Source organism: Bacillus sp. FSL R7-0646 (assembly GCF_037969865.1).
Lineage (GTDB): Bacteria > Bacillota > Bacilli > Bacillales > Bacillaceae > Bacillus > Bacillus licheniformis.
Window position 1 is genome coordinate 2,239,156 of the sequence record NZ_CP150217.1, and the last position, 15,205, is coordinate 2,254,360.

Here is a 15,205-nt window from a genome sequence, read left to right on the forward strand (position 1 = left end):
CCGGCGGATGCCGTCTTCCGCTCTTTTAAAGCGGATTAGGCTCTCTTCATGGGCCGGCAAAGAATGCCATAAATATTTATGCATTATGCTTCAATTCATCATGTTGATAAATGGCCAGGTAATCCTGCCATTTCAATGCTCTCTTTAAGTAGTCCCTAAAGGAGTAGACGTTTTTTTTCCGCTTTGAGCAATAGAGCGTCTTTAAAAAGATTTCAAGCCTCAGATTGGCCATAAAAAAATGCGGGTCGTCCTCCTTCAGCAGAGGTATTTCCGTCACCTTCACCTTCTGTCCATCCGAACGTTTGAACTCCAGGCTTTTAAGTAACAAGCTATCAATCCTCATTTATGAGATATTTTCTTTATTATACATAATCTCTGAAGCCGTTGTCTGTGATTTAGGTTTGTTTTCAAAAAAATTTCTTAAATCAGCAAATGAAAGAGCCCTTCATCTTTATTGACTTCGACATAGCGGAAGCCTTTCCTGTCCATTCTTGCGATCAGCGGCTCGTAATCTTCGCGCTGCTTCAATTCGATGCCGACGAGCGCAGGGCCGCTGCTTTTATTATTTTTCTTCGTATATTCAAACCGGGTGATATCGTCGGTCGGCCCGAGCACTTCATCTAAAAATTCGCGCAAAGCTCCCGCCCTTTGCGGGAAGTTCACGATGAAATAATGCTGGAGTCCTTCATACATCATCGATCTGTCTTTGATTTCCTGCATTCTGCCGATATCGTTGTTTCCTCCGCTCACAATGCATACGACATTTTTCCCTTTAATTTCATCCCTGTAAAGATCTAAAGCGGCGATCGGCAGCGCTCCCGCAGGTTCGGCGACAATCGCGCATTGGTTGTACAGCTCAAGAATCGCGGTGCACACCTTTCCTTCAGGAACGAGCAAAATATCATCGACAACGGTTTCAAGCGTTTTAAATGTCTCTTCGCCGATTTTCTGCACAGCGGCTCCATCGACAAATTTATCGATTTTCTCAAGGATGACGACTTCGCCTTTTTTGTTTGATTCAAAAAGAGCCGGCGCGCCTTTAGGCTCAACCGCGATCAGCTTTGTATCCGGGGACACGTTTTTCATATAGGTTCCCACTCCTGAAAGCAGACCCCCTCCGCCTACGCTTGCGAATAAATAATGGGGTTCCGTTTCGATATCGTTTAAGATTTCGACCGCGACCGTACCCTGGCCAGCCATGACGGCAGGATCGTCAAACGGGTGGATAAATGCGCGCTTTTCTTCCTCGCAGCAGGCGACTGCGCTTTGATAAGCATCATCAAACGTGTCGCCTGTCAGGATGATCTCGACGTATTCCTTGCCGAACAATTCGACTTGGGAAATTTTTTGCCTCGGGGTCGTCGACGGCATAAAAATCTTTCCGTGAATACCGAGATGTTTGCAGGAAAAAGCGACTCCCTGCGCATGGTTTCCTGCACTGGCGCAGACCACCCCGTTTTTCGTCGTTTCTTTTGAAAGCTGCTTCATTTTATAATAGGCGCCTCTCAGTTTAAAAGAGCGGACAACCTGCAGGTCTTCTCTTTTTAAATATACGTTGCAATCGTACCTCTCGGACAGCCTCTCATTTTTTTGGAGAGGGGTATGAATAACAACATCTTTTACATTTTGGTGGGCTTTTAAAATGTCTTTGACTTGGATGAGAGAGTTTTCTTTAAGCAACGGTTTCATGTATAAGATCCTTTCTGTATAAAGCTTTATTTAATACGCCATTATATCATGAATATTCAAAATTTAAAGGGCAATTCTTTGTTATTTACAGAATATTATACACTTTCTCAATATATACGGGGTTCTTTTCGATTCTTAATGTGCAGGCCACATGCACTTTTTTTCAAAAAACTCTTTATTTGTTCTAATTGGGTGTTATAATATAACCAATTAGAACCAAAAGGAGAGCCGCCATGATTAAACACACATATCCGTCCGTAGGTTTCTCCGAGCTGATCGGGGAATGCGATTCCTTTTTGCAAACGAAAAACAGAGCGATACAATTTGCAGCATCTTCCCATCCGATTCTGATTCATGGGGAAACAGGCACAGGCAAAGAGCTGTTCGCCAAAGCCATTCATTCCGGATCATCTTTCAAGGATGATCCCTTCACACATGTAAGCTGCAGCACGCTGGATGAAGATGAAACGGCTGAAGATTTTTTTCTTTCAGAGCTGAATGAGCCCGGAACCTTGTTTCTCGACGAAGTGTGGGGTCTATCCTTGCATCTCCAGGGCAGGCTTTTGGCAGCCATTGAAAAAGGGATGCAAAAAAGATTGATCACCTCTTCAAGCATGCCTCTCATTGAACGGATTGATAGCAGCGAATTCCGCAAGGACCTGTACTACAGGCTCAATGTGCTCGACCTTCCGCTTCCCTCTCTTAGTGAACGGCGAAGCGACATCCCCCTTCTCGTGCATCATTTTTTAAAAAGCGGGGATCATGACATATATGTCGAACCGGTCGTTTGGAAAGCTTTAGAGCAGCATGAGTTTGAGGGGAACGTCAGAGAACTCAAAAACATGACGGATTATATGATAACCGTCTCAGACGGAAAAACGATTCAGCTTTACGACACACCGCCCTCGTTAAGAGAACAAATCAAAAAAAAGAAGCCTAAGGACAAAAAAACGGCTTCGGCATCACTTACCTTAATGGAAAAAGAGGAGTTTGCGTTTTTGCTCGATGCAATCAAGCAATTAAATGAAAAAGGAGAGCCTGCCAGCCGCAGGGTTCTGTCCGAGCTGAGCAAAAGCGGCAAGTCGGAGCTTACACCCCAGCAAGTGAGAAGCAGATTGGATTATTTGGAAAAAAGAGAGTTTATTACAAAGGGCCGCGGAAGAGCCGGGACAAAAATCACGCTTGAAGGCCTCCGCTTTTTAAGCTCTTTAAAGCATCACATTATTCAAGATTAGAAAGGGTGTCTTGGTATGTACACGATTAAAGAAGAAATTGCTAATGCAATAACCCATGGACTCGGCGTCCTCCTGTCAATACCTGCCATCGTATTTTTGGTGATATTTGCGATCCGCTACGGAAGTCCGGTTGATGTTGTCAGCTTTTCAATTTTCGGCGCTTCCATGCTGTTCCTGTATTTAAGTTCGACCCTTCTGCACAGCATTCAGCACCAAAAAACAAAAGATATTCTGGAGATCATCGATCACTCAGCCATCTACGTACTGATTGCAGGGACATACACACCGCTGCTCCTCGGACCTTTGAAAGGCGCGCTAGGCTATACGATGCTTGCTGTCGTTTGGGGGCTTGCGATTGGCGGGGTTGTGTTTAAAATCTTTTTTGTGAAACGGTTTATCGTTGTCAGCACACTGGTATATCTTGTGATGGGCTGGATGGCGATCATTGCGATCAAGCCGCTTTATACGGCCTTGACCGGAGAAGGGTTCGCCCTGCTGCTTTTAGGGGGAATCTTGTATTCTGTCGGAACCATCTTTTATTTATGGAGAAAGATTCCATATCATCATGCGATATGGCACACTTTCGTGCTCGGCGGCAGCGCCTCAATGTTTTTCTGCGTGCTTTTCTACGTGGCAAAAGTGCCGTTTGTATCGTAAACGGCGAAAACCAGGCTTCCATTATGGGAGCCTGGTTTTTTTATGCCCGAAGCTGTTTGTTTTCAGTCATGACGTATGCCGGGTGGATCGTCAAATCGATATCAACAGGTCTCAGCCTCTTGAACAACGTGCCTTTTTTCATGTCTTCCGTACCGGCTGTTTCGACTGCAACGATCGGAATGCCGAGCCTTTTGGATAAAGATTTGTAATCGAGTCCGTCATCTTCAGACATAATAAAGCTTTGGCCTTTCCGGAGAATCTCTTCCACTTCTTCTAGCGATGCTTCCTTGTCGGCGCTTTTTCTGACCGCGGCCATTTTATTGAGCCAGCCGCTGATCAGCGGATAACGAAAGGCGCGCGGATCAGCAAAAAACGAAGCGGTTTTGTCAAGGTGTCCAAGCAGCACGGCAAGCTCTGACAGGCCGAGCTTTGGGTGCACATAAAGCACGGGGCCAGCCGGCGATCTTCCGTTCTGATGGATGGAAACGGTTGAACCGGTTAAGCCGATGCACCCTCGCAAAAAAGCTTTCGGCTTATCAAAGACAGCTTCCATCTGATTGGCATACGAAAGGCGCGGATCAAGTGTCTGCAGCGCCTGCAGAAGCTTGATATGCTTGATGAGCATATAGGCCGAATAAATCCATAAAAAACAATAGCGCAACATGAAAATCCTCTCCTCTATCCTTTTCTTTGATAAACGAGGAATTCGTAGTCATAAGGATTTTTGTCATCTTTCAGGCCTTTCCGCCTCGAAACGATTTCCCACTCAGCTTCGCTGAATTCAGGAAAGTACCGGTCCCCTTCAAAGGTTTCATCAATTTTTGTCACATACAGCTTGTCCGCAAAAGGCAGAATCTCCGTGTATAGTGTTGAACCGCCGATGACAAAACATTCTTCGTTTCTGTTTTTCGCAAACCGCACCGCTTCCTCTGCCGAGTGCATCACCTGACAATTCGGGATATCCAGTTCTTTATTGGATGTGACGATGATGTTCTCGCGGTGGGGCAAAGGTCTGCCGATGGACTCGAACGTCTTTCTCCCCATGATTACGGCGTGCCCTTTCGTCACCTCTTTAAAATACTTCAAATCTTGCGGCAGATGCCATGGCAAATCATTGTCTTTGCCGATCAGGCGGTTTCTGTCCATTGCAGCAATCAATGAGATCATTGTTTAATGCCTCCTTATGATGTTTGTAGCGAAATAATGCCGGATGATGCTCATCTTTTTGTGTGATCATCTGTGAACATGATGCATGAAGATGGAGGTTAAAGCTGTGATGAGAGGAACCTTTCTTCGAGGTTTTCATTCTGATCAGGCCGCCCGAATGCATTTGTCTCATTCCCCGTTTTGTTCAATTCCGGTTTTCTTACATATGACGGCACATATCCGCATGATGTTTCATTTTTTTCATCCTTTTGTAGTGTATCTTGTTTAACCTTTCGAAAACAAGACATTTTTCGAGAAAAGGCGTAAAATATGCCGCATAAAAAAACCCGCCTGATGGCGGGGACGGGCGAGTCTTTCAGCGGCTTTTCGCAACGCTCTGTCCGTCTGTTCTCTCTTCCTGCACTTCATCCTCAAGATCCTGATGCGAATGGGCAATTCGGCTTGCCGCCGCTGCCGCCAAAGCTGCGACGATATCATCAAGGAACGTATGAACCTCATCGTCCGGACAGTCGTCCAGTTCTTTAATGATGCCGAATTTTTCTTTATCCAGATAGCCGAAGTTCGTCAAGCCGATCGAACCGTAGACGTTTACGATCGATAGCGGGATAATCTCGTCGATCCCGTAAAGGGGTTCGTCCGTTTCGACCAAATATTGAAGCGGTTCAGGCAACAGCTTTTTCTCGGCCAGCTGGTCAAGCGCTATCCCCGTTAAAACGGCATGAACGATTTCCCTCTTATTTAAGACCTTTTCGACATTTTCAATGCATACATCAAGCGGGAGATCAGGATGGTATTTTTCCTGCAGCTTTTGTACGATCAGCGCGATATCCTCAATCGCAACCCCGCGCTCATTCAGCATATTTTTCGTTAAGTGCACCATTTCATTCATCGTATACTTCTTCATCTGCATCAATCTCCTTTAGTGACTCATCCAGTTAGGCGGTGTATTGCGGTCCCAGTAAATGCTTCCGAGATCGTGATGTTTTTGAAAGCCGTCTTCGGCAGTATGGTAATGAAAGTTAAACCAGTACCCTTTATGCGGCGGCTTGTCCCTGCGCACATGGAACCTTAGCACATCTTCCCCCGTTTTCCGATTGTAAACGTGGAAGATTCTCTCCGACTTCCCCGCCGTCGGCGTTTTGGAAATGACAAGATCCTGGTAAGCGTCATTGTCCTGCATTGTCATGAGATGGCTGACGATGATCTCCTCGATCTTTGGAAGCACTTCTTCCCTGTACTCGTCTTCAATGACCGGCGATATCCTGCTGCCGAATTTTACGAATGATAGATCTTCAGCTTCATTGAGCAGTTCATCCCTGTAGGTGTCAAATGAAGATTTGGATTCGCCGTCTTCATCAAGCTCGGGCTCTTCTTGCTTTTGATAAACAGCCGTATATCCGGATTCTTTCACGCTCTGATGCTCCTGCGGCTTGTCCGCCATCAATGCCGCAGGAGGAGATACAAGGCCGAACGTTGCAATTGTAAATAATGCGACAAGCGCTTTTCTCATCCACATCTTCATGACTGATTAGTTCCCTTCTGATCGCTTTTTCGTTTTCTCTTATTCTATCATAGGTTGAATTTTCAGTCATTCATAAAGTGGAGATGCTGATCTACAAAACGCCTTTTCTTTTAGCGATAAAACGTTTACAATCAAAGATGAAAATTCCAAATTTGGGAGTGATCGTTCATGGTTGAAGGTCTTTTTATAGCCGCTTCATTAATTACCCTCGCTTATTTTATCGTCATGGAAATCGCAGATTAAAAAAACCCAAGGTATATACCTTGGGTTTTCATTTTTCGAGGACACCGTAATGAAACAGGGCCGTTTTGCGTTTTTTTACGGAAAATCCGTATTTTTCAAAGCGCGGACTCTTCCAGTGGTCTTTCAGAACCACTCTTTTTCTGGCGACCCGAAGGGCTTCATGTAAAGCGCCGTCAAGCGTAAACTCGGAATGCGCCCACTTTCTTAAAGGGGCGATGCCGTCTGATTCTTTGATTCCATCATCAAACATCGGGTCGAAGTAGACGATATCTGCTGAAGCATCATCAAGTTCCAGCAGGTAATCAATGCTGTCGCCTGAATGAACCCGAATCCTTTTCATCGCCTGATCCAAAACGTCAAGGCCGGTCTCCCACGATTGAAGCCCCGCCTCGACAAGAAAAGCGAGAAGCGGGCTTTTTTCAATTCCGCGCACTTCGCCTTGTTCGCCTGCGGCAAGGCTCGCAATGATCGCGTCTGATCCAAGACCGAGCGTGCAATCGAGCACCTTGTCCCCCGGTTCAACTTGTGCAGCTTCGACAAAAGGGTCCGGTTCGCCTCTTAACATACGCTTGGCCCGGAACATCGCAGAGTTCGGATGGAAAAAGAACTTTTCACCTTCTGAATGATACAGCTCAAAGCGCTCTTTTCCAACCACGAGAACATCATCCTGCTCTGTTTGCCGAATTTGGCGAATCGGCCGTTTTCTCCGCTCGGAAAAGCGGGCGCCGAGCGTCCGGCTGATTTTTTCTGCTGTTAAAATCGTGCTTTCAGTCGGTCTGTAGCTTGTTGTGACAATCATGTTTTTCTCCGTAAAAAATGCCCTTCAAAGGGCATTTTAGCAATGTTTTTCAAAAGCGTCCGTAATGTTTTTCATAATCTCCGTCATTTCACGGCCTTCAATCTGTTCACGCGGAATGAAATGAACGACTTCTTTGCCTTTCAGCAGTGCCATTGAAGGTGAAGACGGTTCATATCCTTCGAAGTATTCCCTCATTTTTGCCGTTGCTTCACGATCCTGTCCGGCAAAAACTGTAACGGTCTCGTCAGGCCCTTTTTCGCTTCCGGAGACGGCCTGAACGGCTGCCGGTCGCGCCAGCCCTGCGGCACATCCGCAGACTGAGTTGACGACGACGAAAGTCGTGCCTTCTGCGTCTTCCATGAATGTCTCCACTTCTTCCGCGGTCGTTAACTCTTTAAAGCCGGCCTGCACCAATTCCTGACGCATCGGAAGAACAAGCTGGCGCATGTATTCTTCATAAGCTGTTGACATATTAAAAAGCCCCCTCTATAAACCTTGACTACTGATGTTTTCAAGGATACTACAGAGGGGGCTGAATTTCAAACGCCGGGCGAAAAAACCGCTAGATTTTCATAATGCCGCCGGTATTGGCAGATGTCACAAGCTTTGAATACCTGGCGAGATAGCCCGTTTTCACTTTCGGTTCAAAGCCGGGCCAGTTTGCTTTTCTTTTTTCCCATTCCTCATCGGAGATTTCGATGTTTAAAATCCGCTTTTCGATATCGACAACGATATGGTCGCCGTTTTCTACGAAAGCAAGCGGGCCGCCTTCGGCTGCTTCCGGTGAAACGTGGCCGATCGAAAGACCGCGGGAGGCTCCTGAAAAGCGGCCGTCGGTAATCAAGGCGACTTTCGGGCCGAGGCCCATTCCGACGATCTGTGAAGTCGGCGCAAGCATTTCAGGCATTCCCGGTCCGCCTTTAGGGCCTTCATAGCGGATGATGACGACATCTCCCGCTTTTACTTTACGGTTGATGATGCCGTCAAGCGCTTCTTCCTGTGAATCAAAGACAACCGCAGGTCCTTCATGGCGGGTAATCCCGTCTTGGACGCCGCCCGTTTTAATGATCGCACCGTCAGGAGCCAGGTTGCCGAACAGGACGGCGAGTCCGCCTTGCTCTGAAAACGGCTGATCGATCGGATGAATGACCTCGTAATCTTTCACTTCGCGTCCGGCAATATTTTCGCCAAGCGTTTTCCCCGTTACAGTCAGCGTATCCAAGTGAAGCGCGCCTTCTTTTTTCGACAGCTCGTTTAAGACTGCCGATACGCCTCCTGCTTCATGCAAATCTTCAATAAACACATCGGAAGCCGGTGCAAGCTTCGATAAATGCGGAACCCTTGCCGCTACCTCATTGATCCGTTCAAGCGAATAGTCTACACCCGCTTCATTGGCGATCGCAAGCGTATGAAGGATCGTATTCGTTGATCCGCCGAGCGCCATGTCTAAAGCGAACGCGTTGTCGATCGCTTTTTCGGTCACGATGTCGCGCGGTTTGATATCCGACTTGATCAGCTCCATCAGCTGGCGGGCCGACTGTTTGGCAAATTCCCTGCGGTCGGGCGATGTCGCCAAAATGGTGCCGTTGCCCGGCATGGCGATGCCAAGAGCTTCAGAAAGACAGTTCATCGAGTTCGCCGTAAACATGCCCGAGCATGATCCGCAAGTCGGACAGCCGAACTGTTCAAGCTCCTCGAGTCCTTTCTCATCGATTTTGCCTGATTGATAAGCGCCAACGCCTTCAAATACAGAGGAAAGCGAGATTTTTCGTCCGTCGCTCGTTCTTCCCGCTTCCATCGGCCCCCCGCTGACAAACACGGTCGGAATGTTGATCCGCATTGCCGCCATGATCATGCCCGGTGTGATTTTATCACAGTTTGGAATACATACCATTCCGTCAAACCAGTGCGCCGATACAACCGTTTCCACTGAATCTGCGATGATTTCGCGGCTCGGGAGAGAATACCTCATTCCAATGTGCCCCATCGCAATTCCGTCGTCGACCCCGATTGTATTAAATTCAAACGGAACACCGCCGGCCTCTCTGATCGCCTCTTTGACGATTTTTCCAAACTCCTGCAAATGGACATGACCCGGTACGATATCGATGTATGAGTTGCAAACGGCAATAAACGGTTTGCCGAAGTCCTCTTCTTTTACCCCAGCCGCGCGCAGCAAACTGCGGTGCGGCGCTCTGTCGATCCCTTTTGTAATCATGTCACTGCGTAAACCTGTCATCGTGATCCTCCTAAACATCTTCGTATTTACATTCTATATATTCTGAATATTCAGTTTTAAAAATTGTCTGTTAACCGCTTGCCGGACTGATCCGCAAGATGACGGCTGTTTTGATCTTCATCTGTAAATCATTCCCCATGAATCAGAACCTCCACATTCCATATGATTGCTAACTACTATATATATTTTCAGCTTGTTTTTCAACAATATTCGAAATATTTTTATAGAAAAAGTGATATTTTATTACAAGACGCGTGACTTTTTTCAGAATTCCCGGATCGATCGCCGCTTTTGAAGCATAAAAAAAGACGCTGTTTCCAGCGTCTTTGTCAGCTGTCTTTTTTGCGGCTTTCCGTCATTTGCTTCCATACGGAGCCTTTTGCTTCTTCACCGTATTCGATCCGTTCGATCGCCATTTTGATCTGAAGGCTGACTTCAAATTCCGGATCGTTTTCAGCTTCTTTTAAAGCGGGAAGCGCGCTTTCATCGCCGACTTCGTACAGAAACATGGCGGCTCTCCAGCGCACAAGCTTGCTCGGATCCTTCAGCGCTTTGATCATCGCCGGAATCGCTTCCGGGTTGCCGATGTCTGACAGACAATCGCCGGCCGTTCTTCTGACCGTGATGGTTTTGTCTTCGAGCGCTTTATATAAAAGGGGAAGCACCGCAGGCGTTTCGATCATGCCCAAATAAACGACAGCAAGCCTTCTGATCGATGTTTTCGGGTCATTGAGCGCTTTTTCGAGTACTGGAATATCCTCTTCAGTAGGATCCATTTGTTCAAGATGCGCATAGCGTTTTTGCCAATCTTCCTCATCCATCATTTCAAGCGTTACCCGGTAAGACTTTCGCTGCACAGCCGTACGTTTAGCCTCAGCATCGCTTGATGCAGCTGATTCCGTCAGCTTCCGCAGGCGCTCTTCATCGTAAGCCGCCTCCAGCTCTTCCGTTACTTCGCGGCCGATTTCTGAAAAATCGCCGAATCTGACGCCTTGCTCTTTCCAAGACCGTTCGAGCACGACGTTGGAAGACGCGGTTTTAAGCTTCAAGATCGCTTCCTGGAAACGTTCTGGAAGGCCGAAGCGCTCCTCGCGCTCGCCGTCGGTCAATTTCACCTGCATCGGTATTCCGCTGAACATTTGCACGAAAACTTTAACCTCGCCGAACGATTCTTTTTCTTCGGAACGGCCCTCCGCCTCTTCGGCTTCATCCATTCCGAATGCAGCGCGCACCTTAGGAAGGATGTCTTTCCAATCAAATCTCGCATTGCGCTCGACAGCGATAAAATCGGCCACATGATAGACGCCTTTTACTCCGTCTATGTTTAAAACTTCCTGGATGACGGGAGGTGCGCCTTCCGCATGATCCTTTTTATAATTATTGCTTTTTCCACCCGGCAGTTCCTCGGTCAAAATCACCTTCATTGTATTCGGACTCGGTGTCGGTTCTATCGATTTAATTTTCATCATTGTCCCCCTCTGTTTAAAGATCCGGTCTTATTCTACCATAACCCCCAGCCCTGATCTATCAAGGCGGCTTTCTCTAGAGAAGGCGCATTCATTTTCCAGTTCGCCGAGGAATTCGAGCATCAGCTTATGCCTTTTTTCTGCGAGCATCCGTCCCGTCTTTGTATTCATCAAATCTTTTAAAAGGAGAAGCTTCTCGTAAAAGTGGCCGACTGCAGTAGGTGCATTGCCGCCCCCATAGAGGAGATGGCCCTTTGCACCCGCATACATCAAAGCCCTGGCGATCCCGACGGCGCCGATCGCATCAAGCCGATCGGCATCCTGGACAGCCATTCCTTCTTTTGAAAGAAGTTCGTCTTTATATTTCTCTCTGTCTCTGAATGAAATTCTTGTGATGATAGCAAAAATCCCGTCAACCGTTTCCGGATCGACCTTCCATTCTTCGGACAGGCGCCTTTTCAGCTCCTGCAGCGGAACCCGGTGCTCATCGGACAGCTTTTCATCAATCACATCATGGAGAAGTGCGCAAGCTTCGGTCATAAACAGGTCTGCACCCTCTTCTTTTGCGATCTGAAGGCTTACGTTCCTCACCCTTTCGGTATGCAGCCAGTCATGACCTGTGCCTTCGGCAGAAAGCTTCTCTTTTACCCATTCGGACATCAAGCGGATCTGTTCTGTTTGTTCCTGATTCAGCCCAGCCATTTCTGAATGGTCTCCTCCATCTCCTTTGGATTGGTTTGCGGTGAAAAGCGCACAACGTTTTCTCCGGTTTGATCGACGAGAAATTTTGTGAAATTCCATTTGACCGCTTTTGTTCCAAGCATGCCCTTCGCCTTGTTCGTCAAGTGGCGGAACAGCGGGTGGATTTGATCCCCTTTTACATTCACCTTCGAAAACATTGGAAACGTGACACCGTAATTGACGCTGCAAAATTCTTCAATGCTTTTTTCATCGCCCGGCTCCTGATTCATGAATTGGTTGCTGGGAAAGCCGAGAATCTCAAGCCCCCGGTCTTTATATGTTTCATACAAGTCTTGAAGCTGCTGATATTGAGGTGTAAATCCGCACTTCGAGGCGGTGTTGACGATGAGCAGCACTTTGCCTTTATACGGCCGCAGTGTCGTGTCCTCGCCTTTAATCGTCTTGACGCTGATATCGTAAATGGACATGACGGTCCCTCCTTTTTAGAATAAACCTTTGGCTCTGCCGCTTTCGTCGACATCCATCTTAAGCGCGGCAGGGTGTTTCGGCAGCCCCGGCATTGTTAAAATACTGCCTGTCAAAGCGACGATAAATCCCGCGCCCCTAGATGGTTTTAATTCGCGGACGGTGATGCTAAAATCTTGCGGCCTGCCGATTTTACCCGGGTCATCTGATAAAGAATACTGAGTTTTCGCCACGCAGACAGGCAGTCCGTCCAACCCGTTCTTTTTCAATTCAAGCAGCTGTTTTTTCGCCTTTTCGGTAAACTCTACCCCTTCGGCGCCATAAACGGTGCGGGAGATCTTGGCTAATTTGTCTTCGATCGAGTCGGTTAATTCGTATAAATAGGAAAACCTGTTGTCTTTTTGCTCCATGACATGAATGACTTCCCTTGCGAGATCAGTCCCGCCTTTTCCGCCCTCTTCCCAAACATTGCAAAGTGCAGCCGGATGTCCGTTGTCTCTGCACCAGCCAAGAACGGCCTCAAGCTCGTCCTCCGTGTCCTGTACGAATCTGTTGACAGCCACAACGTATGGAAGACCGAAGGCATCTATCGTTTCGATATGCTTCGCAAGGTTGGCAATTCCCCTTTTTAATGCTTCCAGGTCTTTTTGCTTCAAATCGGCGAGAGGCGTTCCGCCATGCATTTTCAGCGCTCTGACGGTGGCGACGATCACGACCGCCCCCGGTGTGAACCCGCCGGCTCTCGTTTTGATGTGCATGAATTTTTCCGCCCCCAAATCAGCGCCAAATCCCGCTTCAGTCACGACATAGTCAGCCAGCTTCGCAGCCGTTTTTGTCGCGATCAGACTGTTTGCCCCGTGGGCGATGTTTGCAAACGGTCCTCCGTGGACGAGCGCCGGTGTTCCTTCAACAGTCTGAACAAGGTTTGGTTTGATAGCATCTTTTAACAGGAGGGCAAGCGCTCCCTGCACACCGAGCATGCCGGCCGTTACCGGCTGTCCGTCGACTGTGTAGGCGACGATCATCGAAGCCAGGCGCTTTTTTAAATCGGCCAAGTCTCTGGCCAGGCATAAAACGGCCATGATTTCCGAAGCGACAGTAATGTCAAAGCCGTCTTCCCTGGGAAATCCGTTCGCTTTTCCGCCCAGGCCGACAACGGTTTCACGCAGCGCCCTGTCATTGAGATCAAGCGCCCTTTTCCAGACGATTTTTCTGATATCGATGTTTAATTCGTTTCCCTGATGAATATGATTGTCTATGAAAGCCGCCAAAGCGTTGTTTGCAGCTGTGATCGCATGCATATCTCCCGTAAAGTGAAGGTTGATGTCCTCCATCGGAAGAACCTGGGAATACCCTCCTCCGGCAGCCCCGCCTTTCAAGCCCATTGTCGGACCGAGTGAAGGCTCCCTCATCGCCACGATCGATTTTTTGCCAATCTGCCAGAGCGCCTGGCTCAATCCGACGGTGACAGTCGACTTCCCTTCGCCGGCCGGTGTCGGGTTGATGGAGGTTACCAAAATCACCTGGCCATCGGGTTTTTCTTTCAAACGCTCAAAAATTTTCAAAGAAATTTTCGCTTTTGTGCAACCAAAACACTCTATTTCTTCGTCATTTATATTGAGTTTCCGTGCAATTTCGGTAATCGGTTTTAATTCCGTTCTTTGTGCGATTTCTATGTCTGATAAATGGGATTTCATTTGCAAGAGGAGCCTCCTTTTGGTTCATCACACGATGATTTTCCATATTTTTCACACACTTCTTTTATTGTAACACAATTCACACATTGAAATATCGCCAAAAAGTTCCTATAATGAAGAAAAATCAGCGGAGAAAACCGGAGGTGGCGTGTTGCCTATCAACATACCTATCAATTTGCCAGCAAAGCAGATTCTTGAAAGTGAAAATATTTTTATCATGGATGAAAAACGGGCTTTTCATCAGGACATCAGACCTTTAAATATTGTGATTCTTAATCTGATGCCGCAGAAAATCAAGACCGAGACACAGCTGCTCAGGATGCTCGGGAATTCTCCTTTACAGGTATATTTCACTTTTTTAATACCGTCTACACACACGCCAAAACATACACCAAGGCAGCATTTGGAACAGTTTTATACAACTTTTTCTTCAATCAGGGACCGAAAATTCGACGGCATGATTATTACCGGTGCGCCGATCGAGCATTTGGAGTACGAAGAGGTATCCTATTGGGAAGAACTCCGGGAGATTTTAGACTGGAGCAAAACGCATGTCACGTCAACGCTTCACATCTGCTGGGGAGCGCAGGCGGGACTGTATCATCACTACGGCATTCGCAAAGTCAAACTGCCGAAAAAGACATTTGGCGTTTTTGAACACAGAATAATGGAGAAAAATGAAAGACTGGTCAGAGGCTTTGAAGAGTTCTACTATGTCCCGCACTCCAGGCATACAGATATCAATATGGATGACCTTAAAGCCGTTTCCCATTTAAAAGTGCTCAGCATATCCGATGAAGCGGGCGTCTGTTTAATTGCTTCAAAGGATGAAAAACAAGTTTTTTTAACTGGACATCCTGAGTATGATACAGATACTCTTAAAGAAGAGTATGAAAGGGATTTAGCCAGGAACATGGAGATTGATCCGCCGGTGAATTATTTTAAAGAAGGGCCGGATGGCGCGGTACCTGTAAACCGCTGGAAAGCCCATGCGACTCTTTTGTTCATGAATTGGCTGAACTACTACGTTTACCAGGAAACGCCGTATGAGTGGAAATGAAATTCTCATGCCCTGGTCTGATGCAAGACATTCAAAATGTGTTAAAATACAGTTGGGTTAGTCTTCCACAATGGGGATTCGGCTTTGCCGCGAAAGCGGGAATAATAAGGAACCCAGCGCTTTCCTGCCGATCCATACTTTAAAAATACCTTAATTTTTGTTCTTCATTTATAATTAAAATAATATTTATGGTATGGTATGAGTGGACTTTGACTCCTGTTTTTTTACCATTTTAGCTCTTGCTGTTTGAATTAATTGAGGTGA

At 47.1% G+C, this 15,205-nt stretch carries 16 protein-coding genes; 3 read left to right on the forward strand and 13 right to left on the reverse strand.

Annotated elements, in window-relative coordinates; genetic code table 11:
- Positions 1 to 76 precede the first annotated feature (76 nt).
- Positions 77 to 328, reverse strand: a complete 252-nt coding sequence (locus MKY62_RS11465; RefSeq protein WP_003182800.1) for a YpmP family protein — start codon at positions 326 to 328, stop codon at positions 77 to 79.
- A 92-nt stretch (positions 329 to 420) separates the two neighbouring features.
- Positions 421 to 1,689: a threonine ammonia-lyase IlvA gene (ilvA, locus tag MKY62_RS11470; RefSeq protein WP_003182803.1), complete on the reverse strand. Its 1,269-nt coding sequence runs from the start codon at positions 1,687 to 1,689 to the stop codon at positions 421 to 423.
- Between the two features lie 233 nt (positions 1,690 to 1,922).
- Between ilvA and MKY62_RS11475 the strand changes: the two genes are divergently transcribed.
- Both MKY62_RS11475 and MKY62_RS11480 read left to right on the forward strand, forming a co-directional pair.
- On the forward strand, positions 1,923 to 2,924 hold the full coding sequence (locus MKY62_RS11475) for a sigma 54-interacting transcriptional regulator (RefSeq protein ID WP_003182804.1): 1,002 nt from the start codon (positions 1,923 to 1,925) through the stop codon (positions 2,922 to 2,924).
- 15 nt (positions 2,925 to 2,939) lie between these two features.
- On the forward strand, positions 2,940 to 3,581 hold the full coding sequence (locus MKY62_RS11480; RefSeq protein WP_003182805.1) for a hemolysin III family protein: 642 nt from the start codon (positions 2,940 to 2,942) through the stop codon (positions 3,579 to 3,581).
- A 40-nt stretch (positions 3,582 to 3,621) separates the two neighbouring features.
- Here MKY62_RS11480 and MKY62_RS11485 read toward each other — a convergent pair whose 3' ends face one another.
- The 11 genes from MKY62_RS11485 to MKY62_RS11535 all read right to left on the reverse strand — a co-directional run bounded on the left by MKY62_RS11485 (position 3,622) and on the right by MKY62_RS11535 (position 13,881).
- The gene (locus tag MKY62_RS11485) at positions 3,622 to 4,245 is read right to left on the reverse strand and encodes a hypothetical protein (RefSeq protein WP_003182806.1); all 624 of its coding nucleotides are present in this window, start codon (positions 4,243 to 4,245) and stop codon (positions 3,622 to 3,624) included.
- 14 nt (positions 4,246 to 4,259) lie between these two features.
- Positions 4,260 to 4,748: a dihydrofolate reductase gene (locus MKY62_RS11490; protein ID WP_003182807.1), complete on the reverse strand. Its 489-nt coding sequence runs from the start codon at positions 4,746 to 4,748 to the stop codon at positions 4,260 to 4,262.
- Between the two features lie 355 nt (positions 4,749 to 5,103).
- On the reverse strand, positions 5,104 to 5,652 hold the full coding sequence (locus MKY62_RS11495; protein ID WP_003182809.1) for a phosphatidylglycerophosphatase A: 549 nt from the start codon (positions 5,650 to 5,652) through the stop codon (positions 5,104 to 5,106).
- Between the two features lie 15 nt (positions 5,653 to 5,667).
- Positions 5,668 to 6,270 (reverse strand): YpjP family protein, encoded by a 603-nt coding sequence (locus MKY62_RS11500; protein ID WP_003182812.1) that lies wholly within the window; start codon positions 6,268 to 6,270, stop codon positions 5,668 to 5,670.
- Between the two features lie 271 nt (positions 6,271 to 6,541).
- The gene (locus tag MKY62_RS11505; protein WP_003182817.1) at positions 6,542 to 7,312 is read right to left on the reverse strand and encodes a class I SAM-dependent methyltransferase; all 771 of its coding nucleotides are present in this window, start codon (positions 7,310 to 7,312) and stop codon (positions 6,542 to 6,544) included.
- Between the two features lie 36 nt (positions 7,313 to 7,348).
- Positions 7,349 to 7,783, reverse strand: a complete 435-nt coding sequence (locus tag MKY62_RS11510) for a BrxA/BrxB family bacilliredoxin (protein ID WP_003182820.1) — start codon at positions 7,781 to 7,783, stop codon at positions 7,349 to 7,351.
- 91 nt (positions 7,784 to 7,874) lie between these two features.
- Complete coding sequence (gene ilvD, locus MKY62_RS11515; protein ID WP_003182821.1) at positions 7,875 to 9,551, reverse strand: dihydroxy-acid dehydratase; 1,677 nt, start codon at positions 9,549 to 9,551, stop codon at positions 7,875 to 7,877.
- 329 nt (positions 9,552 to 9,880) lie between these two features.
- Entirely contained in the window at positions 9,881 to 11,017 is a 1,137-nt protein-coding gene (locus MKY62_RS11520; RefSeq protein ID WP_003182823.1) for a conserved virulence factor C family protein, read from the reverse strand.
- Between the two features lie 30 nt (positions 11,018 to 11,047).
- Positions 11,048 to 11,719, reverse strand: coding sequence for an HD domain-containing protein (locus tag MKY62_RS11525; RefSeq protein ID WP_003182825.1), 672 nt, complete (start codon positions 11,717 to 11,719; stop codon positions 11,048 to 11,050).
- Positions 11,707 to 12,186 (reverse strand): glutathione peroxidase, encoded by a 480-nt coding sequence (locus MKY62_RS11530; protein WP_003182827.1) that lies wholly within the window; start codon positions 12,184 to 12,186, stop codon positions 11,707 to 11,709. Before MKY62_RS11530 ends, MKY62_RS11525 begins: the two co-directional genes overlap by 13 nt.
- Before the next feature lie 15 nt (positions 12,187 to 12,201).
- Positions 12,202 to 13,881 (reverse strand): formate--tetrahydrofolate ligase, encoded by a 1,680-nt coding sequence (locus MKY62_RS11535; protein WP_011201679.1) that lies wholly within the window; start codon positions 13,879 to 13,881, stop codon positions 12,202 to 12,204.
- Between the two features lie 151 nt (positions 13,882 to 14,032).
- Here MKY62_RS11535 and metA point away from each other — a divergent pair, with 151 nt between their 5' ends.
- Positions 14,033 to 14,941, forward strand: coding sequence for a homoserine O-succinyltransferase (gene metA, locus MKY62_RS11540; RefSeq protein WP_003182830.1), 909 nt, complete (start codon positions 14,033 to 14,035; stop codon positions 14,939 to 14,941).
- Positions 14,942 to 15,205: the final 264 nt, after the last annotated feature.